General features: G+C 62.8%; 18 protein-coding genes. 10 read left to right on the top strand and 8 right to left on the bottom strand.

What is annotated here, in order from left to right; translation table 11 throughout:
* Nucleotides 1–7: 7 nt before the first annotated feature.
* The 3 genes from JWV26_RS03795 to JWV26_RS03785 are packed head-to-tail and all read right to left on the bottom strand — an operon-like array spanning nt 8 to nt 3,129.
* Nucleotides 8–346 (bottom strand): YdbL family probable chaperone protein, encoded by a 339-nt coding sequence (locus JWV26_RS03795; protein WP_072425849.1) that lies wholly within the window; start codon nt 344–346, stop codon nt 8–10.
* Between the two features lie 31 nt (nt 347–377).
* Entirely contained in the window at nt 378–569 is a 192-nt protein-coding gene (locus tag JWV26_RS03790) for a YnbE family lipoprotein (RefSeq protein WP_017675074.1), read from the bottom strand.
* A gap of 4 nt (nt 570–573) precedes the next feature.
* A complete protein-coding gene (locus JWV26_RS03785; RefSeq protein ID WP_206418437.1) occupies nt 574–3,129 on the bottom strand; it encodes an intermembrane phospholipid transport YdbH family protein in 2,556 nt (851 codons plus the stop codon).
* Nucleotides 3,130–3,260: 131 nt separating this feature from the next.
* Here JWV26_RS03785 and JWV26_RS03780 point away from each other — a divergent pair, with 131 nt between their 5' ends.
* The 4 genes from JWV26_RS03780 (at nt 3,261) to JWV26_RS03765 (ending at nt 6,849) form a co-directional block, all read left to right on the top strand.
* Nucleotides 3,261–3,632, top strand: coding sequence for an XRE family transcriptional regulator (locus JWV26_RS03780; RefSeq protein ID WP_072425847.1), 372 nt, complete (start codon nt 3,261–3,263; stop codon nt 3,630–3,632).
* A gap of 234 nt (nt 3,633–3,866) precedes the next feature.
* Nucleotides 3,867–4,619, top strand: coding sequence for an RES family NAD+ phosphorylase (locus tag JWV26_RS03775; RefSeq protein WP_206418436.1), 753 nt, complete (start codon nt 3,867–3,869; stop codon nt 4,617–4,619).
* Nucleotides 4,620–5,056: 437 nt separating this feature from the next.
* A complete protein-coding gene (locus JWV26_RS03770; RefSeq protein WP_017675070.1) occupies nt 5,057–5,308 on the top strand; it encodes an SEL1-like repeat protein in 252 nt (83 codons plus the stop codon).
* Nucleotides 5,309–5,373: 65 nt separating this feature from the next.
* Entirely contained in the window at nt 5,374–6,849 is a 1,476-nt protein-coding gene (locus JWV26_RS03765; RefSeq protein ID WP_072425845.1) for a DNA recombination protein RmuC, read from the top strand.
* Nucleotides 6,850–6,862: 13 nt separating this feature from the next.
* On the opposite strand, the gene JWV26_RS03760 is transcribed toward JWV26_RS03765, so the two are convergent.
* Nucleotides 6,863–7,810 (bottom strand): alpha/beta fold hydrolase, encoded by a 948-nt coding sequence (locus tag JWV26_RS03760; protein WP_206418435.1) that lies wholly within the window; start codon nt 7,808–7,810, stop codon nt 6,863–6,865.
* Between the two features lie 447 nt (nt 7,811–8,257).
* Nucleotides 8,258–11,746: a hybrid sensor histidine kinase/response regulator gene (locus JWV26_RS03755; RefSeq protein WP_093050021.1), complete on the bottom strand. Its 3,489-nt coding sequence runs from the start codon at nt 11,744–11,746 to the stop codon at nt 8,258–8,260.
* A 205-nt stretch (nt 11,747–11,951) separates the two neighbouring features.
* On the opposite strand from JWV26_RS03755, the gene JWV26_RS03750 reads away from it, so the two are divergent.
* Nucleotides 11,952–12,521 carry a GNAT family N-acetyltransferase gene (locus JWV26_RS03750; RefSeq protein ID WP_206418434.1) on the top strand — a complete coding sequence of 190 codons (570 nt, stop codon included), beginning with the start codon at nt 11,952–11,954 and terminating at the stop codon, nt 12,519–12,521.
* A 5-nt stretch (nt 12,522–12,526) separates the two neighbouring features.
* Nucleotides 12,527–13,354, top strand: a complete 828-nt coding sequence (locus tag JWV26_RS03745) for a helix-turn-helix transcriptional regulator (RefSeq protein WP_206418433.1) — start codon at nt 12,527–12,529, stop codon at nt 13,352–13,354.
* A 77-nt stretch (nt 13,355–13,431) separates the two neighbouring features.
* On the opposite strand, the gene JWV26_RS03740 is transcribed toward JWV26_RS03745, so the two are convergent.
* Nucleotides 13,432–14,769: an imelysin family protein gene (locus JWV26_RS03740; RefSeq protein WP_072425840.1), complete on the bottom strand. Its 1,338-nt coding sequence runs from the start codon at nt 14,767–14,769 to the stop codon at nt 13,432–13,434.
* Nucleotides 14,770–14,959: 190 nt separating this feature from the next.
* On the opposite strand from JWV26_RS03740, the gene JWV26_RS03735 reads away from it, so the two are divergent.
* Both JWV26_RS03735 and JWV26_RS03730 read left to right on the top strand, forming a co-directional pair.
* Nucleotides 14,960–15,532, top strand: a complete 573-nt coding sequence (locus JWV26_RS03735; RefSeq protein ID WP_017675063.1) for a LemA family protein — start codon at nt 14,960–14,962, stop codon at nt 15,530–15,532.
* Between the two features lie 10 nt (nt 15,533–15,542).
* Complete coding sequence (locus JWV26_RS03730) at nt 15,543–16,448, top strand: GIDE domain-containing protein (protein ID WP_074917073.1); 906 nt, start codon at nt 15,543–15,545, stop codon at nt 16,446–16,448.
* Nucleotides 16,449–16,511: 63 nt separating this feature from the next.
* Here the strand turns inward: JWV26_RS03730 and JWV26_RS03725 are convergent, their stop codons facing one another.
* Nucleotides 16,512–18,566 carry a putative bifunctional diguanylate cyclase/phosphodiesterase gene (locus JWV26_RS03725; RefSeq protein ID WP_206418432.1) on the bottom strand — a complete coding sequence of 685 codons (2,055 nt, stop codon included), beginning with the start codon at nt 18,564–18,566 and terminating at the stop codon, nt 16,512–16,514.
* 304 nt (nt 18,567–18,870) lie between these two features.
* On the opposite strand from JWV26_RS03725, the gene JWV26_RS03720 reads away from it, so the two are divergent.
* A complete protein-coding gene (locus tag JWV26_RS03720; protein WP_206418431.1) occupies nt 18,871–20,166 on the top strand; it encodes an ammonium transporter in 1,296 nt (431 codons plus the stop codon).
* Nucleotides 20,167–20,168: 2 nt separating this feature from the next.
* Nucleotides 20,169–20,813, top strand: a complete 645-nt coding sequence (locus JWV26_RS03715; RefSeq protein ID WP_093051369.1) for a hypothetical protein — start codon at nt 20,169–20,171, stop codon at nt 20,811–20,813.
* A 71-nt stretch (nt 20,814–20,884) separates the two neighbouring features.
* Here JWV26_RS03715 and JWV26_RS03710 read toward each other — a convergent pair whose 3' ends face one another.
* Complete coding sequence (locus JWV26_RS03710; RefSeq protein WP_003462535.1) at nt 20,885–21,466, bottom strand: superoxide dismutase; 582 nt, start codon at nt 21,464–21,466, stop codon at nt 20,885–20,887.
* Nucleotides 21,467–21,513 lie beyond the last annotated feature (47 nt).

Here is a 21,513-nt window from a genome sequence, read left to right as displayed (position 1 = left end):
AGGCTTTCTATTTCTGCAGCCACTGGCCGTTCAGCTGGATGAATTGTCCCTTGGGCGTACGCTCGATGGCCTTCTTGCCGGCGATGGCTTCCACGTCGCTCAGGCTGATGCCATTGTCCTGCGCCACCTTCTGATACTCGGCGCGACGCGCCTGGTTGATCAGGCGGGCAATTTCGTCGGCCTGGCCGCCGGGTTTGACCACGCCCAGGTAGCCGTTGGGTTGCTCACCGAGCTGGCCGCTGGCCTTGGCATCGCCCAGGGCACTCATGGCCTGGTTGAGGTTCAGTGCGTACGCCGGCAGGCTCAGGCTCAATGCCAGCAGCAGGGTCGAAATGTATCGAATCATCGTCTCTCTCCGTAGAACCTGTGCGGCGGGCTCAAAACAGACCACTGTCTTCGTTGAATACGCTGTCCAGCGCCTTGTCCACCTTGATGTAGATTTCGTGCTCGACCTTGACGTTCAGGTTGATGTTGATCGGTTCGTTCGGCATCGCCAGTTGTACCGTCGGGGTACAGGCCTGGCACAGCAGCCCCAGGCTCAGGACTGCGAGGAGGCGGTACTTGCGCATGGCGCTACTCCTTTGGTTCTTGGGGGACACGCTGACGCATCCATTGCTGAATCCGTTGCTGGATGATGCCGCTGACCTTGTCGGTCAGCTGCAGGCTGGCCAGCAAGGCCGGAATGTCTTCTTCCAGATTGATGTTGAAATGGATGGGCCGGCCTTTCTCGATGGCCGGGTTCTGTCCATGCAGGCGCATGCCTAGCCGCAGTGTGCCGGACTGATCATAGTCGACGCTACTGCTGAGCAGATCGTAGTGGAAGTCTTCCAGCGCGTCGGTGACCAGCTTCATACCCGGGTTGGCCTGACCCATGGCGCGGATGCGCGGTGAATGAAAACGCAGTTGCCCTCCCGGTGGCCTGGCTTCGATCAGGCCCTGTTCGATGCTGATGGCGCCAGCCAGGCGCAGCGGCAGGGTGCCGTCGATCAGCCCGCTACCGGCCAGCCCTTCGGCTGGGTAGACGCGAAACAGCTCTTGCAGATCCAGGCCACTGAGCCGCAGGGGCAGCAATTGGCTGGGTTGTTCCAGTGCCCAGGTCGCCGGTGCCAGGCTCAAGCTGCCGCCGAGAATGCCCAGTTCCGCGCGCTGGTGGGTCAGGCTGCCGGCCAGTGGTCGTTGCGGGCTGGCCTGGTAGCTGGCCTGCAGTTGCAGAGGGCCGAGCTCGATGCCAGGGTCGAGCTGCTTGGCACTCAACTGAGGCAGGTCGAGGCGAAGTCGGTCGCCGCTCAGTTGCAGGTGCAGTTCGGCATCGACACCGCTCAGGGTGGTTCGGTCATAGATGCCGGCCAGGCCCTTGCCGGCCAGGCTGGCCTTGAGTTGCAGGGGCTTGCCGCTGGGCAGGTTGATGCTGGTGTTGCCCTGAATACGGCCGTTTTCCAGGGTCATTAGCGGCGGCCAGTTGGCCAGGGTTTGCGCCAGCGGGTTGCCGGCGCGCAGGAACAGCTCGTCCAGAGTGGCATTCAGGTTCAGTGCGTTGGTCGTGTTGTCCAGGCGCAGGGCCATGCTCAGGCCCGAGTCGGCCAGCAGAGCACCGTCTAGGGTCTGGCTGCCGGCGTCGGCGTTGACGCTTCCCTGCCATTGCCAGCCCTGTGCCTGCAGTTGTGGATGGTGCAGACGTTGGATGCGCAGCCTCAGCGGGCCGGACAGGGTCGGTGCGCTTGGGGTGCCGCTCAGGGTGATGCCGGCCAGCGCCGCCTGAGCTTGCTGCAGGTCCAGCTCGGCGCCGCGCAGGTGCTGGACGTCGAGGCGCGAGCGGTCGGCCAGGCTGAGCTGCAACTGCTGCTGCGTGACGTTGCCTTTGAGGCCAACGCTCAGACGCAGGTCATCGAGACGGCTGTCAGCCAGGTCCATGCGTTTGCTGCGCGCCTCGAGCTGCAGGTGCCGAACGTCGAGTGCCCAGTCGGAGGATTGATGCAGGGCAAGCTCGGCATCTGCCTGCAGTTCCAGCGGGCCGTGGCCGCTGACGTTCAACAGCAGGGTCAGCGCCTCATCGGCATCGCCATCCAGAGGCGCGAGGTGCAGTTGCAATTGCCGCGGCCGTAGGCCGCTCGGCAGCGACGCCAGCCAGGGCGCGTCCTGCGTGTCGAGCTGCAGTTGCGCGTTCAAACGCCGGGCCTGCCATCTGCCCAGGGTATTGCTGAGATCGAGCGCCAGCTCACCGCTGACCAGGCCGACGCCGGGAAGCGGCCAAGGCTGCGGTAGCTGCGCATCGACCCGCAGCCACCCGGAGGTGGCCAGCAGTTCGCTGAACGTAGGGGGGACCTGCGGTGCCTGCAGCTGCCACTGGGCGTTCATCCCGGCCTGCCGGGGCGTGCCCGGCAGAGTGGCAGCATCGAGTAGCGTCCATTCGCTCAGCCACTCGGCGAGCCAGGCCATATCCTGCAGCGCGGTAACCTCAAGCTCGCCGCTCCATTGCAGGGCATCGGCCTGAGCCTGTAAGTCGCTATGCAGGGCGATCTGCTGTTGATCATCGAGATGCAGGTTCAACTGCAGCTGTCGCGGGCTGTTCAGCTCGCTGCCCAGCCCCTGCAGTTGTGCTTGCAACTTCGCCCTGTGGGCTCCGCGCAGCAGCAGCGTATGCAACTGCAGGATATCGTCCAGCAGTCGTAGGTCGACATCGCCCTGCAGTGTGCAGCGGCCGCTGGCGCAGGGCAGTTGCGCTTGGGCATTGCGCAGTTCGATGTGCCGTGGAAGCCATGGCAGGGCATTGCTCAGGGTTTGCAGGAGTCCGGCCAGATCGCTGTCGCTCGGGCTTTCGGATTCTCCCTGCGCAGGCTGCCATGACAGGCGCAGGTCCTGCGCAACCAGGCGGTAGCGAGGCGCCTCACTGGCCAGCCAGTAGAGTTGCAGCTGGCCGCTTTGTACCAGCAGCTCGCCGTCACGGCGTTGTACCAGGCTTGCATCCTGGAAATGCAGGCCTCGCCAGGAAAGGCTCAGTCGCTGCCAGTCCAGCTCGATGTGCTGTTCCTCGAGCAGCTGCTGCACGCGGTAGCCGACATAGCAGGCCAGAAGCGACAGCAGCGCCAGTATCGCTACGCAGGTGCTCAGCCAGAAACGCCGGCGACTCATGAGTGTTCCTTGCTCGGTGCGGTCCACTGGACGGTACCCCATGCTCGAGTGGGTGCCAAGCGGCTTTCCGTGCTATTGTTTATTTACAGCTTTAAATATTTTTTTGTCGTAAACGAGCGAAGGAGGATGTGATGAGTGCTGTGACTCGCTCTCAGCCCGATGCTGATGCGGTACTGGCTAAAGCCCTGCTCAATACGCGTGAGCAACTGGGGCTGACGCAGCAGGAGCTGGCCGACATCGTTGGCGTCCATCGCAGTGCCATCAGCCGCTGGAACGAGCAGGGTGGTTTGCGTCCGCAGAGCAAGACCGGCGAGCTGGCGCTGTTGCTGATTCGCGTCTATCGCGCGCTGTTTGCCCTGTTTGGTGGCAATCAGCAGGACATGCGCCATTTCCTGCGCACCGAAAATCGCCATCTGGCTGGCATTCCGCTGCAGCAGATGAGTCAGGTGCAGGGGCTGGTACGTGTTGTCGAGTATCTGGACGCCATTCGCGGCAAGGTCTGAAAGCCAATAAGTCCTGCTGCATCGAGAACGGGCTCGGTAGGCTGCGTACGACCAGCGCAGTTCGTCCGAAGGGGGGGATTGCGGTGGATCAAAATACTGTATAAATATACATATTTGCGGCTCTGGCCATTGCTTGCCTGCTGTGATCAGCCGGAGGCTGTCACTAACCCAGCGCCTTGTACGGCTCCAGCGTCGCGATGCCTTGAGCAGGCTCTACCCTTGGGAGGTATCGCCATGGATATCTGGCAACTATGTGACGGCGAGCGACAGGTGCGACCGCTGCGCGGCAAGCTGTTGCGCATGGTGGAAAGCCAGGCGCAGGTTGCGACCCTGCAACTGGTGGATAACCTGGCCGAACAGGCCCTGCTCGAGGAACTGCTCGAGAGCAGCAAACCACCGCTGCCTGAAGCCGCCGAGCCGTTGCACTACCTGCTGAAGACGCCGTTTCGTTATCCGCCGCTGCGTTGGGGCTCGCGCTTCGGTAGCGTGCACGAGCCCAGCCTGTTCTACGCCGCTCAGCGTCTGGAAACGGCGATGGCCGAGGCCGCCTACTACCGTTTCGTATTGTGGAATGGCATGGCCGTGCCGCCGCCCAGTGGCCGCATCCTCTCCGAGCATTCGACCTTCGAGGCGCGTTACCGCGTCGAGCGAGGTATCCAGTTGCAACAGCCGCCTTTCGATCAACATGGCGCACTGTTGGCTCACCCCAGTGATTACAGTGTGCCTCAGCGTCTCGGTACGTCGATGCGCGCGGCGGGCATTCAGGCTTTCGAGTACCGCTCGGCACGCTGTCCTGACGGTGGCAACAATGTCGCGCTCTACGTGCCGGCTGCGTTCGCGGAGAAGCGTCCGCGTAATCTGACGGCCTGGTTGTGTGAAACCACGAGCGAGTACGTGGCGTTCAAGCATGCGCAAACGCCGGATCAACCGCGGCTGTTTCACTGGGAGCAGTTTCTGGTGCAGGGGCAATTGCCGCACCCCGCGTAATGCCTGCGCTGGCGCGTCAGATGCCCCGAAACAGAGCGCTGCGCGGATCTGTCGCAGGGAGTTGTGCACAATGCTGAAGCAGGCTGTCACATCACTGTCAGAAACGCCGCTAAACGCTTGATTTTTCGTGGTTGATTTTTAAGTCAATGAAAAATATGAATTTTTTTCGTTGGTGAAAAAATCGACAGTTTGACTGAGAGCCCCATGGCATCAGGCCTGTGAGTTCTTTCGCCCAAGTTGTTCACGGAGTTATCCACAGCTTCTGTGGATTGTGAGGGAACTCTTTTCTGCAGCCGCAATCGATCCGGCAGGCAAGACTTTACCTTCGAGAAAAAAGGAGTAGAGTGGCGCGCCCCGGCAGTCACCCCCCTTTATTTATGCCTCGCGCTTTGCCTTCTTCATCCCCTGCAACTCGTTCCGGATCTTCTCGTCTGCCAATGCGCGTTGCGCTGTGGCTGCTCGACAGTCCGCGTCTGGGACAAACACCGAGCGTCAAACGCATCGCCGGCAACCTGCTCAAGCAGCCTGCCCGCAAGGGCTGTGTGCAGGCGCAAAGTCGGTTGGGCCAATTGCTCTGTCGCGACTGCGGTAATACCCGTGATCGCCGCATCGGTTACGAACTGCTACGCCAGGCTGCTCGCGCGGGCGATCGCAGTGCTCAGCTGGAGCTGGAGCGTCTGTCGCGCTGATTGCGTGCTGGCCCCGTGTAAATCCCCGGCGGGTATACTGCACGGCGGTCAAACATGGAGCGTCTATGCCAATCGATCCCCTCTCTCTCGCCATCGGCACCGTCGTTGCGCTGGTTCCGTTATTGGCTGGCATTTGGTCCTTGCAGCGCCGGCTGGCTCGCGCGCAAGGCGAGCAGGCGCTGCTGCAGGAACGCCTGGAGCATGCACAACTGAGCCAGGCCGGCTTGCTGGCTCAGCTCGATGCCTGTCGCGCCGAGTTGGCCGAAGTCAGCGAGATCAAGGTGGAGCAGCAGACCGAGTTGGCCGGCCTGCGTCGTGAGAACGAGTTGCTGCAGCAGGAGCGGCAGATTGCCCGTGAGGCCGCGCAGTCCTGGAATCAACAGCGCGAGCGCAACGAAGCCGAATTGCGTCGGCTCACCGCCGAGTGTGCGGCGCTGGCTGCCGAGCTGCAGGAAAATCGCGATAACCAGCAACAGCGCCTCGACGATCTGCAGGGCGCGCGCAACGAGCTGCGCGCGCAGTTCTCCGAACTGGCGACGAAGATCTTCGATGAGCGCGAGCAGCGTTTCGCCGAGACCAGCCAGCAGCGCCTCGGCCAGTTGCTCGACCCACTCAAGGAACGCATCCAGGCATTCGAGAAGCGCGTCGACGAGAGTTATCAGCAAGAAGCGCGCGAGCGTTTTTCCCTGAGCAAGGAATTGGAGCGTCTGCAGCAGCTCAACCAGCGCCTGGGCGACGAGGCGACCAATCTGACTCGCGCACTCAAGGGCCAGAAGACCCAGGGCAACTGGGGTGAGTTGGTGCTGGAGCGGGTGCTGGAGCATGCCGGCCTGGAGAAGGGGCGCGAGTACCACACTCAGGTCAGCCTCAAGGGCGCTGGTGGCGAGCGCTTTCAGCCTGACGTGCTGATCCGCCTGCCGGGCGACAGGCAGGTGATCGTCGATGCCAAGGTCAGCCTCAGCGCCTACCAGCAGTATGTCGCGGCTGCGGACGAACCGATCCGCCAGCAGGCGCTCAAGCAACACCTGATCTCGCTGCGCAGCCACCTCAAGGGCCTGTCCGGCAAGGATTACCAGCGCCTCGAAGGTTTGCACAGTCTGGATTTCGTCCTGCTCTTCGTGCCCATCGAGGCGGCCTTCGCCGCGGCGTTGCAGGCCGAGCCGGATCTGTTCCGGGAGGCCTTCGAGCAGCAGGTGGTGATCGTCAGCCCGACCACCTTGCTGGCTACCCTGCGGGTGATCGACAGCCTCTGGCGTCAGGAGCGTCAGGGCCAGAATGCGCGCGAGATCGCCGAGCGTGCCGGCCAGCTGTACGACAAGTTCGTTGCCTTCGTCGCCGATCTGGACGAGATGGGCAGCCGTCTGCAGCAATTGGACAAGGCCTACGCCAGTGCCCGTAACAAGCTGGTGGACGGTCGCGGCAACCTCATTGGCCGTGTGGAAAACCTCAAGCTGCTGGGCGCTCGCGCAAGCAAGAGCCTGCCAGGCGAACTGCTCGAGCGCTCTGCCGATCTGCCGGCGCTGGACGAACTGGGCGAGTGAGCGACGTCTACCGCTAGCGCAGGGGCGCTTGCTCGGGTTGTGTGCGAGGACGAGCCTGCTCCAGTCTGCTGACGTAGCCGCGCAGCCAGCCGGCCAGGGTGTTGGGCTCGGCCAGCAACTGCCAGTGACCGGCGCGGACTTCGCGACGGGTAAGCAGTGGCGCCCAGTGCTGCAGATACTCGAATAGCTGTGGGCGTACGAAGCGGTCGTTCAGCGGCACGATCAGTTGCACTGGCACGCGGGTGCTGCGCGAGCGCGGCCTGAGCAGGCGGCGCATGAAATTGGCGCGATACAGCTGCACACCGCGCATGCCATCACTGCGCTGCGTAGGGCTCGCTGGCAGATCGCCTACACCTTCGAGGCGGCGCAGCAGCCAGGGCCAGGTGCGATCCAGGCCCAGACGCCAGCACAACTCCGGCAACAGTGGGGTGTGGAAGAAGGCGATGTACCAGGAGCTGAGCAACTGCCCCAGCGCCTGCAGTAGTGCATCAGGGCGACGCAGGCTCAGGCGCTGGCGCATCCAGTGGCCGACATGGTCGAGGCAAGGGCCGGAGATGCTGGTGTAGGACGCCAGCAGCGGCTGCATGCGTGGCTCGGTTACTGCCTCCCAGCTCTGGATCGAGCCCCAGTCGTGAGCGACCAGATGTACCGGGCGATCCGCACTGGTGGCTTGCACCACCGCTTCGAGATCGCGACCCAGTTGCTCCAGACGGTAGTCGCGCAGACGTTTCGGCACCTCCGATGCACCGCAGCCACGCACATCGTAAGCGACGATCCGGTAGTCGGCGGCCAGCTCGCGGATCAGCGGCCGCCAGATCTCGTGATTGTCCGGATAACCATGCACCAGCAGCAGGGTCGGGGCGTCGGTCTTGTCCCAGACATAGGTGCGCAGGCGCAGGCCGTCGCTATCGACGTCCAGCTGCCGAGGTGACAGTTCATCCCGTGACAGTGGCGCGTTCATCGCAGGAAATCGAATGGTTGGGCGAACAGGAACATGGCTGGCTCCACGAATGACGATTGCACCGCTCGGTGTATGGGCCATTGTTGGGTGCTGGCTTGCCTCTGCCTAGCCTTGGTGGGCTGGCGTTACGAAAGTGCCAGTAAGGTCTGTGCCGCTCTGAAACAGGGGGTTGGGCGATCCTGGAAGGTTTTGTGCAACGCCAGTGCCTGGCAAGTCCAGTCCTTGGTTGGGGCTCTCGAACGCAGGGTTGCCGCGAGTCGCGAAATCGCGAACGTGTCCGGCCGTTGCTACCGGCTTGCTGCCGCTCGGTCAGATTGATGAAGTGCCGGGCATTCGCTGGCGTTGCGTCCCCACCAGCGATGGCGCCTGGTGCGCCAATGCCGGTGGGAGCCTCGCGATAGAGGTGGCAAACCTTCAGTGGTCTCGCTCGGCGGAAACGTTCTGCCCCTAGCCGCGCAACACCAGATGGCGGCTGAGCAGAGCGCGCAGGGCCGCAGGCTTGACTGGTTTGGGCAGGTAATCGAGGCCGGCGGCGTGTACTTCGGCGACCAGCTCCGGGCGACCGTCAGCGCTGATCACCACGCCCGGCACCGGTTCGCCCAGGCGCGTGCGTAGCCAGGCCATCAGCTCGGTACCGGTTTCGCCCTCGTCGAGGTGGTAGTCGACCAGCGCCAGCTGCGGGTGCACATCTTCGCTGAGCAGGTGCTCGCATTCCAGACGATTGCGCGCTGTCCACACCTGGCAGCCCCAGCGTGACAGCAGGCTGTACATGCCGGTGAGGATGCTGTCTTCGTTGTCGATGCAGATCACCTGGGTGCCCTGCAAGGGCTGGCCATCCACTGCCGGTACGACTGGGCCTTGCGGCTTCGGCGCCGGTTTTCTCGCCAGCGGCACGCTGACGCTGAACACGCTGCCTTTGCCTGGCCAGGAACGCACTTCCAGGCGGTGGGCGAGCACGCGGCACAGGCCGTCGGCAATCGCCAGGCCCAGGCCCAGGCCTTTCTCTGCGCGCGTCTGGTGACTGTCCAGGCGCTTGAACTCCTCGAAGATCACCTTGCGCTTGTCTTCGGGGATACCCATGCCGCGGTCCCAGACTTCCAGGCGCAACTGTCCGCCTTCACGGCGCACGCCCAGCACCACGCGGCCCTTGGCGTAGCGGAAGGCGTTGGTCAGGAAGTTCTGCAGGACCCGGCGCAGCAGCTTGATGTCGCTGTCGATCCACTGGCGACTACCGTGCACGCGCAGGTCGATACCCTGTTCGGCAGCCAGCACGCCAAACTCGGCGGCGAGGGTATCAAACAGGCTGGAGAGGGCGAAGGCGTGACGATCTGGAGTGATTCGGCCGTTTTCCAGACGTGAGATGTCCAGCAGGTCGGTGATCAGGTCCTCTGCCGAACGCAACGAGCTGTCCAGATGCCGGACCAGCTCCTGGGCTTCATTGGGCAGGGCGTCGTCCTGATGGGCTAGTGCTGCGGAGAACAGTCGCGCAGCATTGAGTGGCTGCATCAGGTCATGGCTGACCGCGGCGAGGAAGCGCGTTTTCGACTGGTTGGCGGCTTCGGCGTGGGCCTTGGCTTCGGTCAGTGCCTGGTTCAGCTTCGACAGCTCATGGGTGCGTTCGGCAACCCGTCGTTCGAGGCTTTCGTTGGCGTCCTTGAGGGCACGCTCGGCTTCGCGGAATTCGGTGATGTCGGTGAAACTCATGACGAAACCACCACCGGGCATGGGGTTGCCGATCAGCTCGATCACCCGGCCGTTGGGGAATACCCGCTCATAGCTGTGCGCGGTGCCCTGGCGCATCCAGTACAGGCGCTTGGCAACGTTCTCCTCCAGGTCGCCGCTGCCGAGCATGCCGCGTTCGGCATTGAAGCGGATGATCTCGGCAATCGGCCGACCGACGTAGATCAGGCCCTCGGGGTACTCGAACAACTCCAGATAACGGTGGTTCCAGGCTACCAGGCGCAGGTTCTGGTCGACCACGCTGATGCCCTGGGTAATGTTCTCGATCGCACCCTGCAGCAGGGCGCGGTTGAACTGCAGCACCTCGCTGGCTTCATCGACGATGCGCACCACATCCTCGACCTGCATCTCGCGGCCTTCGATGGCGGCCTTGACCACCGCGCGGGTCGAGGAGGCGCCCAGCACGCCGGCGAGCAGGCGTTCGGTGTGGGCGATCCACTCGCTGTTGGCCGGCTGGTTGGGATCGAAGTCCTTGCCTTTGCCCTGGCGCAGGGCGAAGCGGTTGAAGCTCTGGCGTGCGCGTTCTTCGCCGACGAAACGGCTGGACAGCATCAGCAGGTCGGCCACCTGCACTGCCAGCAGGCTGCGGTTGCTGGGTTTGGTGCCCATGTCATGGCCGATGAAGCGCCCGGCCTGCCAATGCTCGGAAACGCGGGTACGCGAGAACCAGGAAACCCAGGCGAACAGCAAGAGGTTGCCGGCCAGTGACAGCACCACGCCGCGCGTCAGCGGATCAACCTGTAGGCCGATGGGGGCGTAGAGCAGGGTGGTCAGGCCGGGGAAGCTGTCCAGCGACCAGCCCATGCCGCGCGCCGCCAGTGGCAGTACCAGGGTGTAGAACCAGAGCATGGCACCGAAGATCAGGCCGGCGAACACGCCGCGGCGGTTGGCCTGTTTCCACACCAGCGCGCCGAACATGGCGGGGGCCAGTTGGCCAATGGCGGCAAACGACACCTGGCCAATGGTGGCCAGGCTGGCGCCTTCGCCGAGCAGACGGTAGCAGACATAGGCCAGCAGCAGGATCAGCACGATACTGACCCGGCGCGCGGTGAGCATCCAGTGACGGAAGGCCTCGAACGGCCGCTCGGTGCTCTGCCGACGCAGCAGCCAGGGCAGTAGCATGTCGTTGGAGATCATGGTCGACAGTGCCACCGAGGCGACGATCACCATGCCGGTGGCGGCTGACGCGCCGCCGATGAAGGCCAGCACCGCCAGGCTTGGATGGGCTTCGGCCAGCGGCAGGCTGATGACGAAGGAGTCCGGTGTCACGCCTGCTGGCAGCAGCATCTGCCCGGCGAGGGCGATGGGCACGACGAACAGCGCAGCCAGCATCAGGTAGGCGGGGAATACCCAGCGCGCCAGACGCAGGTCCTTGGGCTCGATGTTCTCCACCACGGTGACGTGGAACTGCCGCGGCAGACAGATGATGGCGATCATCGCCATGCCGGTCTGCACCAGCATCGCCGGCCAGTTCACCGCCTCGTTCCAGAAGGCGTCCAGCTCGGCGGTGTTGTGTGCCTTGTCGAGCAGATCGTGGAAGCCGTTGTACAGGCCGAAGGTGACGAAGGCGCCAACGGCGAGGAAGGCCAGCAACTTGACCAGCGACTCGAAGGCAATCGCCAGCACCATGCCGCGATGGTGCTCGGTGACGTCGAGGTTGCGAGTGCCGAACAGAATGGTGAACAACGCCAGGGCCAGTGACACGATCAGCGCGGTGTCCTGAGCGCTGGTGCCGGTGTCCTGGGCATGTACACCGATCAGCAGATTGACGCCGAGCACGATGCCCTTGAGCTGCAGGGCGATGTAGGGCAATACGCCGACCAGGCAGATCAGCGCCACCACGATGGCCAGCGACTGTGACTTGCCGTAGCGCGCGGCGATGAAGTCGGCGATGGAGGTGATGTTCTCCTGTTTGCTGATCATCACCATCTTCTGCAACACCCAGGGCATGGTCAGCAGCAGAATGGTCGGCCCGAGGTAGATCGGAATGAACGACCATAGCTGTTCGGCGGCCTGGCCGACGGCGCCGAAGAAAGTCCAGCTGGTGCAGTAGACGGCCAGCGACAGCGAGTACACCCAGGCACGGATCTTCGGCGGCATAGGCGTGCTGCGGCGGTCACCATAGAAGGCGATGGCGAAAAGAATGGCCATGTAGATCAGGGCGACCGCGGCGATCAACCCGGGGGACAGAGACATGCAGACTCCGAAACGCACAGTGAAACGAAATGAGCCTGGCCGCCGAGGCGAGGCCGATGTTGATCAGTGTTGCACAAAGCCGGGCGCTGTCGGCTGCGACCAAGGTCGCAGCCAAGCAGGCGTGCTTTGCGATGGGACTCGATTGTGCTGCAGCGCAGGGGCTGATAGCTTGGCGCGTTTGCGACTCTGTCCGAGGAAGGACCCTATGTTCAAGCCGCAGCTGGTGACTTTGCAACGTGGCGCTCTGCGCCTGGAACCGCTCTCTGACGCGGATATCCCCGCGCTGGTGGCGCTGGCCGAAGCCAATCGCGAGGAGCTGCTGTACATGAGCGGCACCCAGCGACTGGACTGGTACCGCAGCGCCCTGGCCGATATGCGCGAGCAGCGGGCACTGCCATTCGTCATTCGTCTGGGTGACGAGTTGGTAGGCACCACCCGCTTCGCCGACTTCATGAACACCCTGCCGGCCTGTGAAATCGGCTGGACCTGGCTCGACCGCGGCCAGCATGGCAGCGGGTTGAACGCCAGCATCAAGTATTTGATGCTCAAGCACGCTTTCGAAAATTGGGGCATGGTTCGCGTGCAACTGAAAACCGCCGCCAGCAACCTGCGTTCGCAACGCGCCATCGAGAAGCTTGGCGCCGTTCGTGAAGGGTTGCTGCGCAACCATCGCCGTCTGGCTGATGGCCGACTCGATGACACCGTGCTGTACAGCATCACCGATCTGGAATGGCCGGCGCTGCGTGAGGCAATGGAGGCGGGCTTCAACGCCTGAGCCTGATGCACAGTCGCGAGCAGACCCGCTTCTGGCAAGCTTCCGCCTTGAGCGGCGTCGAGCTGTTGCAGGCGCGCTACCTTGAACAGCGCTTCGCGCCCCACGTGCATGAAGGTTTCGTGTTCACCGTGATCGAGCATGGCGCCCAGCGCTTTCGTCATCGCGGTTGTGATCATCTGGCACCGCAGGGCAGCATGGTGCTGATCAACCCGGACGAAGTGCACACCGGCTCCAAGGCGCACGAAGACGGTTGGCGCTATCGCGGTTTCTATCCCGACAACGCCTATGTACTGGGGGTGCTGCAGGAGCTGGGCCTGGTCAAGGCTGGCATGCCGTCGTTTGCCTTCAGCGTGCTGCATGATCCACGTTTGCATGCGGCCTTTCTGCAACTGCACCAACTGCTCGAGGGTGGTGCCGAGGCACTGCAGCAGCAACTGGCCTGGCGTGAGGCGATTCTGCTGCTGTTTCAGCATCATGCGCAGCTTGCCGAACCACCTGCGCCTGGGCGTGAGCCATGGGCAGTGGCCTGCGCCAAGCAGATGCTTGCCGAACGCCTGGTCGAGCCGCCGTCTCTGGAAGAGCTGGCGGCTGCGGTTAGCCTCTCTCCTTTTCACTTCGCGCGCGTATTTCGCCGCGCGACCGGCTTGCCGCCGCATGCCTGGCTCAAGCAGCGACGCCTGGAACAGGCGCGGGCGTTGCTCAAGACGGGCTGTACGGCGGTCGCTGTGGCCATGCAGTTGGGCTTCGCCGATCAGAGCCACTTGTCGCGGCAGTTCAAGCAGGTTTATGGCGTGAGCCCTGGCGAATATCGCAGCGCGGTGGCCCGGAGCTGACAGCAGGCGAGGGCAGCAGGCATGAAAAAGCCGGCGCTCCTTATCGGGGCGCCGGCTTTTTCAGTCCGCTATGTCGATCAGAATTCGTGATCGGCGGTGTCCGGGTTCAGGTCGCTGATGCCCAGTTTGCCCGCAGCCTGCTCGATGGCGCCGGTCTGCTTGACCAGGGCAGCGATGGCGTCACGCACCAGTTGCTGGCCTTCGGCGTTGCCTTCCGCGATCAGCTGGTCGAAGTGCACGTTGTTCTTCTCGGCGCTGTCGACCAGTGCCTGCAGTTTGGCTTCGGTTTCCTGCAGGTCGGCCTTGAGCGTGGCGTCGGCCTGGGCGTCGGCCTTGGCCACCAGCTCGGACAGACTCGGGCCGGTGAGGGTGCTGCCGTCGACCTTCTTGTACTCGCCCAGGTAGACGTTACGAATGCCTTTGCCGTTGTAGAAGTGCGAGTTGTGGGTGTTGTCGCTGAAGCAGTCATGCTCGTCTTCGGTGGAGTTGGCTTCCAGTGCGACCTTCATGCGCTCGCCCGCCAGTTCGCCGAGCGACAGGCTACCCATGCCGAACAGCATCTTGCGCAGACCGTTGTCGGCCGAATCGGCGACCAGCTCGCTGCGGTAGTTGCCTTCCACGCCGTCTTTCCACTGCTCGACCATGTCGTCCAGATCGCTGACCAGCAGATCGGTAGCGGCTTTCAGGTAGGTACGACGACGCTCGTTGTGGCCACCGGTGGCGCCTTCGCCGACCAGATAGTCGGTATAGGGACGCTCGCCGGCGCCTGGCTCGGTGCCATTGAGGTCCTGGCCCCAGAGCAGGAATTCGATGGCGTGGTAGCCGGTGGCGACGTTGGCTTCGGAACCGCCCAGCTCGTTCAGGCTGGCCAGCAGCTCGCCGGTGATTTCGCTGACGTCGATCTTGTCTTCACCCACCTGGATCTCGGTGTTGGCGATGATGTTGGCTTGCGCGCCCGGGTTACCCAGGGCGTGCTGGTAGTCCTCGGCCACGTAGTCGATCAGGCCTTCGTCCAGCGGCCAGGCGTTGAGCTGACCTTCCCACTCGTCGACCACCGGGTTACCGAAACGGAACACCTCGGTCTGCATGTAGGGCACGCGTGCGGCCAGCCAGGCTTCGCGCGCAGCTTTCAGAGTCGCTTCGCTGGGATCGGCAAGCAGTGCATCGACGGCAGTCTGCAGGGCCTTGCCGGTGCTGGCGGCGTCGCTGAACACGGCCAGGGCCAGATCGGCGTAATGGTTGACCACGGCCTTCGCCGCTGCTTCGTCGACCTTCGCCGCAGTGGCAGGCGCCGCGCTCTCGGTGGTGGCAGCAGGCGCAGCTGCCTGGGGCGCGGGGGCTTTGTCTTCGCCACAGCCAGCGAGGGAAATGGCGATGGCCAGCAGGCTGGCGGAGGCCAGAGGCATACGAATCATGGCGGGGTCCTTTGCATGTACGAAATGTGGACGGTACTCAGTGGTACCAAAAAAACTGCAACATAATGCAAATGTTTCGCATTATGTGTAAAGGCCATTATTCGTCGCTGTGCGGGATATCGCTATCGAACCACCTCGTTGCCGTTAGAATGCCAGCACCCGATTCGCAGTTCTGCCTGGAGAAAACTGCATGAGCCTGACCGCCGTGATCATCATCGTTGTCCTCGTTCTGCTCGGCGCCTACGCGGTGTCGCTGTACAACGGGCTGGTGCGCCTCAAGCATGGCGTGAGCAAGGCCTGGTCGAACATCGACGTGCTGCTCAAGCAGAGACACGACGAACTGCCCAAGCTGGTGGAAACCTGCAAACAGTACATGCAGTACGAAGGCTCGACCCTGGAGCGGGTGATTGCAGCGCGTAGTGCCGTTGCCAGTGCTCGCGAACAACATGATGTCGGCGCCCTGGGCAAGGCTGAAAGTGGTCTGCGCGCGGGCCTCGGTCAGCTCTTTGCTCTGGCAGAGAACTACCCTGAGCTGAAGGCCAACGACAGTTTCCAGCATCTGCAGCAGCGTATCAGCGGCCTGGAAAACGGCATCGCCGACCGCCGCGAGCTGTACAACGAGGCGGTCAACCTCAACAACGTGCGCATCGAGCAGTTCCCCGATGTACTCATCGCGCGCCTGTTCAACTTCCAGGCCGCCGAACTGCTGGTGTTCAGCGAGGCGGAAAAAGCCGACGTAGACATGAAATCACTGTTCAACTGAGAACCTGCCGATGATGCAGGTCGACCCCTTCGGCTTCTTCTTCACGCTCACGTTCACCCTCGGCGCCTGCCTGGGCGGCGCCTGGTGGTGCCTGCGGGGTTGGTCGCAGGCACGCCATCTGCTCGATACGCCCACCTCGAAGATCCGCTCGGCAGCGCAGGGTTACGTCGAACTCTATGGTGTGCTCGAAGCGTTGCCGGACATGCAGTTGCGTGGGCCGCTGACTGGCAAACCCTGCCTGTGGTGGCGCTTTCGTATCGAGGAATATCGCTCCAGCGGCAAGAAGCGCAGCTGGCGGGTAATCGAGAGCGGCGCCAGTGACGCCTGGTTGCGCCTGGTCGATGGCACCGGCGAATGCCTGATCGACCCGCGGGGCGCCGAGATTCGTGCGGCGGTGCGTGACGTCTGGGAGGGTAACCTGCGGCACCCATTGGGTCCGGCCAAGACCGGATTGTTCGGCTTTCTCACCAGCGGCCAGCGCTATCGCTACAGCGAAGAACGTTTTCATGTCGGCCAGCCGCTGTATGCCATCGGTGATTTTCGCACCCGTGGCGCTGCGCAGCAGGGCTTCGACAGGCATGCTGCTCAGGGCGAAGTGATCCGCGAATGGAAGGGCGATTACGTTGGGCTGCTGCGGCGTTTCGACAGTGACGGCAACGGCGAGCTCGACGAGCAGGAATGGAATCGCGTGCGATTGGCGGCGCAACTGGAAGCCGAGGATCGGCACCGGCAAAAGGCCTCCGAGCCGGCGCGGCACCAGATGGCCAAGCCTGGTGAGCGCCAGCCGTTCGTTCTTTCCAACAGCGGAGAGGACGAGCTGGCCCGCAGCTTCTACTGGCAAGCCGCTGGCGGCGCCGTACTGTGTCTGGTCGGCGCATTGGCCACGGCCTGGCTGCTGGGTGTACAGCACTGGTGAGCTGTTTTTGCCGGGCTCGAACGAAAACGCCGCGACTGATCGCGGCGTTTTTGTGGGGGACGTTCAGAGCGTCGCGGCTGAGCTCAGTCGTCGCGACTGCTTGAGGAACAGCGTCAATTCGCGCGCCGGCAGCGGTTTGCTGTAGAGGTAGCCCTGACCCTCATGGCAGCCCTGGGCGATGATGTAGGCCTCCTGCTCGGCGGTTTCCACGCCTTCGGCGATCACTTGCATGCCCAGGCTCTTGCCCAGTTGGATGATGGCGCGAACGATGGTGGCGTCGTCTTCGTCTTCGAGCAGGTCCTGCACGAAGCTCTTGTCGATCTTGATCTTGTCCAGCGGCAGGCTTTTCAGATAGCTCAGCGAGGAATAGCCGGTACCGAAGTCGTCGATGGCGATCAGCGCGCCGGAGCGGCGCAGGCTGAGCAGGTGCTGGGCGGCGGTGCTGATGTCTTCCATCAGGCCGGTCTCGGTGACTTCCAGCTCCAGGCTTTTGGGTGGCAGGCGGTAGACCTGCATGAGATTGTTGACCACGCGCGGCAGCTCGGCGTGGTGCAACTGCACGGTGGACAGGTTGATGGCCATGCGCAGATCGCTGAAACCCTGATCATGCCATTCGCGCAGTTGACGGCAGGTCTGGTCGAGGATCCATTCACCGATGGGAATGATGGTGCCGTTCTGCTCGGCCAGCGGGATGAACAGGTCCGGTGCAACGAAACCATGTTGCGGGTGCTGCCAGCGCAGCAGCGCTTCGACGCCGACCACGCGGTGGTCGCGGTAATCTATCTGGGGCTGGTAGACCAGGTGCAGCTGGTTCTGCGCCAGGGCATCGCGCAGATCCTTTTCCAGCTCACGGCGGCGGCGCATCTCGCTGTCGACGCTGGCGATGTAGAACTGGTAGCGATTGCGCGAACGACTCTTGGCCAGGGTCATGGTCTGTTCTGCTTTCTGCAGCAGCTTCTCGGTGCTGTCACCATCTTCCGGGAACAGGGTGATGCCGATGGTTGCGCGCAGGCGAACTTCGTGCTGATCGAGCAGGAAGGGCAGCTCCAGGTCGTCGAGTACGCTCTGCGCCAGTTCGGCGGCTTCGTAGGGTTGTTCGATATCGGCTTGAACCAGGGCGAACTGGTCACCGCCCAAACGGGCCAGTGCGCCGAGACGACCGCTATGGCTGCGCAGGCGGTCGGAGAGTGCGAGCAGCAACTGGTCGCCGCTCTGGTAACTGAATTGTTCGTTGATGCCCTTGAAGTCATCCAGGCCGACGCAGAGCACGGCGACGCGACGCTGCAGGCGGCCGGCATCTTCGAGAATCTGATCGAGCTGCTGTTGCAGTTGTTGGCGATTGGGCAGGCCGGTGAGGAAGTCGTACTGAGCCATGCGTAGCAGGCTGTTCTCGGCTTCACGGCGCAGATGAGTGTTGCGCTCGATGGAGGCCAGCAACTGGTTGGCGGTGTCGATCCACAAACCCAGCTCGTTCTTCTCGTTGCCCTTGAGCATGGGCAGCTTGTGTTCGCTGGGTCGGTCGGGATTGATGTTGGTGAGGTGCTCGATGATCTTCGACAGTGGTTTGGTCAGCAGCCAGTGATAGACCAGATAAAGCACCAGGCCCATGGCCAGGGCGCGCAGCACCCCTGAGATGAAGATGATCACCGAGTTGGTGACGAAGCTTTCGCCGTAAGGTGCCGTATCGAGGGTGATGTTGAGGTCACCGTAATACTCGCTGTAAGGGCCGCGGCCGACCAGTTTGGTGGCGAACAACTGTTCCTGACCGAGTATTGGGTCGGTCAGCCAGCGAGTCGGCATCTGTGCCAGATCGCGAGTGCGCTCGGCCAGCATGGGTTCGTTGGGGTGGCCAATGGAGGCGTGACGCACCGATTCGTGCTGGAACAGCCCCTCGATCACCTGCATGCCCATCTCGCGGTCCAGGCTGTATACCGCCTGGGTCGAAGGGTCACGGAACATGCCGAGGATGCGATGGGCATCGTTGGCCACCGCCTGACGTGTCTTGTAGGCGTCGAAGACAATCTGCGCACAACTCAATACCACCCCTACTACGAGTGCTGACAACAGCACCACGCGGAGCAACTTGAGTGACAAGCTGTTCTTCAATTCCAGCTTCAAAGGCAATTCCTTATGTCGATGCTTGCAGCGTCAGTCAGACGAGAGTATTGGCAATCTAGGCCTGGCCGTCAAAGGGCCATCATGCCTGGTGGCACTATTTATCCTACAAGGAACGCTCCTGGTGCGAGTCGCCGCTTGGAGGCCGACTCACTGCTCTGTGTCGGTGCGATTGCGCCGTACTTGAACAGCTTTTGTCATATTGACCGTCCGTCGTTGTTACGCCCTGTGACGCGCCACCTGGCGTCTGCTTGGCCGCTGGCACAAGAGTTGCGAAGGCCGGGCATCGACCGGGAGGGGATTCGTGATGAAAACGCTCATGCTGTTGCTCGTCGCTGTCAGCTTTGCCCCACAGGCCCATGCCGCCAGCGAAGAGGCCGCCAATACGGCCTGGCTGGTGTTGGCCAGCGTGCTGGTGTTCTTCATGCAGGCGGGTTTCGCCCTGTTGGAGAGCGGCATGTCGCGGGCCAAGAACGCGGTCAACGTGATGATGAAGAACTACATGGACTGCTGCGTTGGTGGCATCGTGTTCTGGTTGTTCGGCTTCGGCCTGATGTTCGGTGCCAATGTCACTGGCTGGTTCGGCATGAGTCACTTCGCGCTGAATGACGGCGAGCCCTGGGACTACACCTTCCTGCTGTTCCAGATGATGTTCGCCGCCACCGCTGCGACCATCGCCAGTGGTGCCATGGCCGAACGCACGCGGTATGGCGCCTATCTGGTTGGCGCGGTGCTGATCAGCGGTGTGATCTATCCGATATTCGGCAGCTGGGTGTGGGGTGGTCTGTATGGCGGTCAGGGGTGGTTGGCCAAGCTGGGTTTCATCGATTTCGCCGGCTCGACCGTGGTGCATAGCATCGGTGCCTGGTGCGCACTGGCAGGGATTCTGGTGCTCGGTCCACGTCTCGGACGTTTCGCTCCTGATGGCGAGGCGCGCTTGATCCCAGGGCACAATCTTGGCCTGGTGGCATTGGGCGGCTTCATCCTCTGGGTGGGCTGGTTCGGCTTCAACGCCGGCAGCAACCTGGAAGTCAGCAGCAGTCTTGGCTTGATCGCCCTGAACACGCACCTGGCTGCGGTCGCTGGTGCGCTCGGCGCTCTGCTGGCACAACGCAGCACGGCCAGCCCGGTGCTGCTGACCATCACGGTGAATGGCTCGATTGGCGGGCTGGTCGGCATCACCGCCGGTTGCGCCAGCATGGCGCCGGGTTTCGCGCTGCTCAGCGGTCTTGTCGCCGGTTTCGTCGTGGTCTACGGCATGCGTCTGCTCGATCGCCTGCGGCTCGACGATGTGGTCGGTGCGATTCCGGTCCATGGGTTCGCCGGTATCTGGGGCACCCTGGCAGCCGGCCTGTTCTATCAGGGTGACCTGTTCAACTGGGAGCGTGTCGCGGTGCAGGCCTTGGGGGCTGCGGCAGCTTTTCTCTGGGCCTTTCCGGTTGCTCTGGTGTTCTACTTCCTGTTGGCCAAGACCATGGGATTGCGGGTTTCGACCCAGCATGAGCAGCGTGGGCTGGATTTTGCCGAGCATGCCGAGGTCGGTTATCCGGAGTTCAATCTGACGCAGACCTTCGACAGCGAGCAATGGTCGAGGAGGGGCTGAAGATGAGATTGAGCCTGCGCCGTCGCGCGATCTACACCGGCCTGGCCGGACACTTTTCGGATGAAGAGGTCTGGCCACTGCTGGCCCTGTGGGAAAACAAGTACGCCGAGCAACCGCCGTTCGCTCTCAATGAATTTCTCGCCGAGGTGGTGCTGCGTACCGAGCGCAAGCTCGAACGCGCACGCCTGTATCGCGAGCTGGTTGGCGCCCTCACGGGACCACCCTCGCAGCTGTTGCCTGACCCGGAGGAGCAACTGGCCGCCTGGCGCCAGGGACGCAATGAGGCCGTAAGGCAAGTGGCGACTCCGGATAGCGCCGCGCAAACGACTTTCCTGGCCCTGAACCAGGCCTTGCTGGAGCAACTAGATGGCGCGCAGCAGGCGGCGCTGAGACGCTTTGCCGCCGGCAACCTGTCCGGTATGGGGGTGAGTTCCGAGCTGTCGACGCGTTTGCGTATCTGGTTGGAGCAGGGCGGGAGCGACGGTATCGCCAACCTGGGACTGGAGCAACTGCGCAAGCTGCTGAACCTGCTCTATATCGGGCTCTGCGAGTTTCTTGGGCCGGTACGTGCCGACCGTGTACTGAGCCAGGCGGTTAACCGTGTGGAGGAGCAGGGGGTGGAGTTTTCACCACGCAGATTGCTCTAGCCGCGCAGCCGTGATGCAGAAACGAAAAACCCGGCCTTGAAGGCCGGGTTTTCGCATTACGGGGCTGGGATTCAGGCCGCGTAGTTCTGGGCGACGAAGTCCCAGTTGACCAGGTTCCAGAACGCCTCGACGTACTTCGGACGCAGGTTGCGGTAGTCGATGTAGTAGGCGTGTTCCCACACGTCGCAGGTCAGCAACGGAGTGTCGCCGCTGGTCAGCGGGCAGCCAGCGCCGATGGTGCTGGCCAGGGCCAGGGAACCGTCAGCTTTCTTCACCAGCCAGCCCCAGCCAGAACCGAAGGTGCCGATGGAGACTTTGCTGAACTCTTCCTTGAACTTGTCGAAGGAGCCGAATGCAGCGTTGATGGCGTCAGCCAGGGCGCCGGTCGGCTGGCCACCGCCATTCGGCGACAGGCAGTTCCAGTAGAAGGTGTGGTTCCACACCTGAGCGGCGTTGTTGAAGATGCCGCCCGAGGAGGTCTTGACGATTTCTTCCAGGCTCTTGCCTTCGAACTCGGTGCCCGGCACCAGGTTGTTCAGGTTCACGACGTAGGTGTTGTGGTGCTTGTCGTGGTGGAATTCGAGGGTCTCGGCGGAAATGTGCGGCTCGAGGGCATTCTTTTCGTAAGGCAGCGGCGGCAATTCAAAAGCCATGGTCTATCTCCTACTCAGGTCGTGTGCGGTATGCGCAAGGCCGATCA

It is taken from the genome of Ectopseudomonas toyotomiensis (assembly GCF_017167985.1).
In the GTDB taxonomy this organism is placed as follows: Bacteria; Pseudomonadota; Gammaproteobacteria; order Pseudomonadales; family Pseudomonadaceae; genus Aquipseudomonas; species Aquipseudomonas toyotomiensis.
This window is presented reverse-complemented; position numbering and strand designations above follow the sequence as displayed.

Excerpts from the sequence above, each read along its gene's own strand:
- JWV26_RS03785 (WP_206418437.1), bottom strand. The coding sequence starts at position 3,129 with ATGAGTCGCCGGCGTTTCTGGCTGAGCACCTGCGTAGCGATACTGGCG.
- JWV26_RS03740 (WP_072425840.1), bottom strand. The coding sequence starts at position 14,769 with ATGATTCGTATGCCTCTGGCCTCCGCCAGCCTGCTGGCCATCGCCATT.
- JWV26_RS03790 (WP_017675074.1), bottom strand. The coding sequence starts at position 569 with ATGCGCAAGTACCGCCTCCTCGCAGTCCTGAGCCTGGGGCTGCTGTGC.
- JWV26_RS03770 (WP_017675070.1), top strand. The coding sequence starts at position 5,057 with ATGCGCGTTGCGCTGTGGCTGCTCGACAGTCCGCGTCTGGGACAAACA.
- JWV26_RS03750 (WP_206418434.1), top strand. The coding sequence starts at position 11,952 with ATGTTCAAGCCGCAGCTGGTGACTTTGCAACGTGGCGCTCTGCGCCTG.
- JWV26_RS03775 (WP_206418436.1), top strand. The coding sequence starts at position 3,867 with ATGGATATCTGGCAACTATGTGACGGCGAGCGACAGGTGCGACCGCTG.
- JWV26_RS03715 (WP_093051369.1), top strand. The coding sequence starts at position 20,169 with ATGAGATTGAGCCTGCGCCGTCGCGCGATCTACACCGGCCTGGCCGGA.
- JWV26_RS03730 (WP_074917073.1), top strand. The coding sequence starts at position 15,543 with ATGATGCAGGTCGACCCCTTCGGCTTCTTCTTCACGCTCACGTTCACC.
- JWV26_RS03780 (WP_072425847.1), top strand. The coding sequence starts at position 3,261 with ATGAGTGCTGTGACTCGCTCTCAGCCCGATGCTGATGCGGTACTGGCT.
- JWV26_RS03795 (WP_072425849.1), bottom strand. The coding sequence starts at position 346 with ATGATTCGATACATTTCGACCCTGCTGCTGGCATTGAGCCTGAGCCTG.
- JWV26_RS03710 (WP_003462535.1), bottom strand. The coding sequence starts at position 21,466 with ATGGCTTTTGAATTGCCGCCGCTGCCTTACGAAAAGAATGCCCTCGAG.
- JWV26_RS03745 (WP_206418433.1), top strand. The coding sequence starts at position 12,527 with ATGCACAGTCGCGAGCAGACCCGCTTCTGGCAAGCTTCCGCCTTGAGC.
- JWV26_RS03720 (WP_206418431.1), top strand. The coding sequence starts at position 18,871 with ATGAAAACGCTCATGCTGTTGCTCGTCGCTGTCAGCTTTGCCCCACAG.
- JWV26_RS03735 (WP_017675063.1), top strand. The coding sequence starts at position 14,960 with ATGAGCCTGACCGCCGTGATCATCATCGTTGTCCTCGTTCTGCTCGGC.
- JWV26_RS03765 (WP_072425845.1), top strand. The coding sequence starts at position 5,374 with ATGCCAATCGATCCCCTCTCTCTCGCCATCGGCACCGTCGTTGCGCTG.
- JWV26_RS03755 (WP_093050021.1), bottom strand. The coding sequence starts at position 11,746 with ATGTCTCTGTCCCCCGGGTTGATCGCCGCGGTCGCCCTGATCTACATG.
- JWV26_RS03760 (WP_206418435.1), bottom strand. The coding sequence starts at position 7,810 with ATGAACGCGCCACTGTCACGGGATGAACTGTCACCTCGGCAGCTGGAC.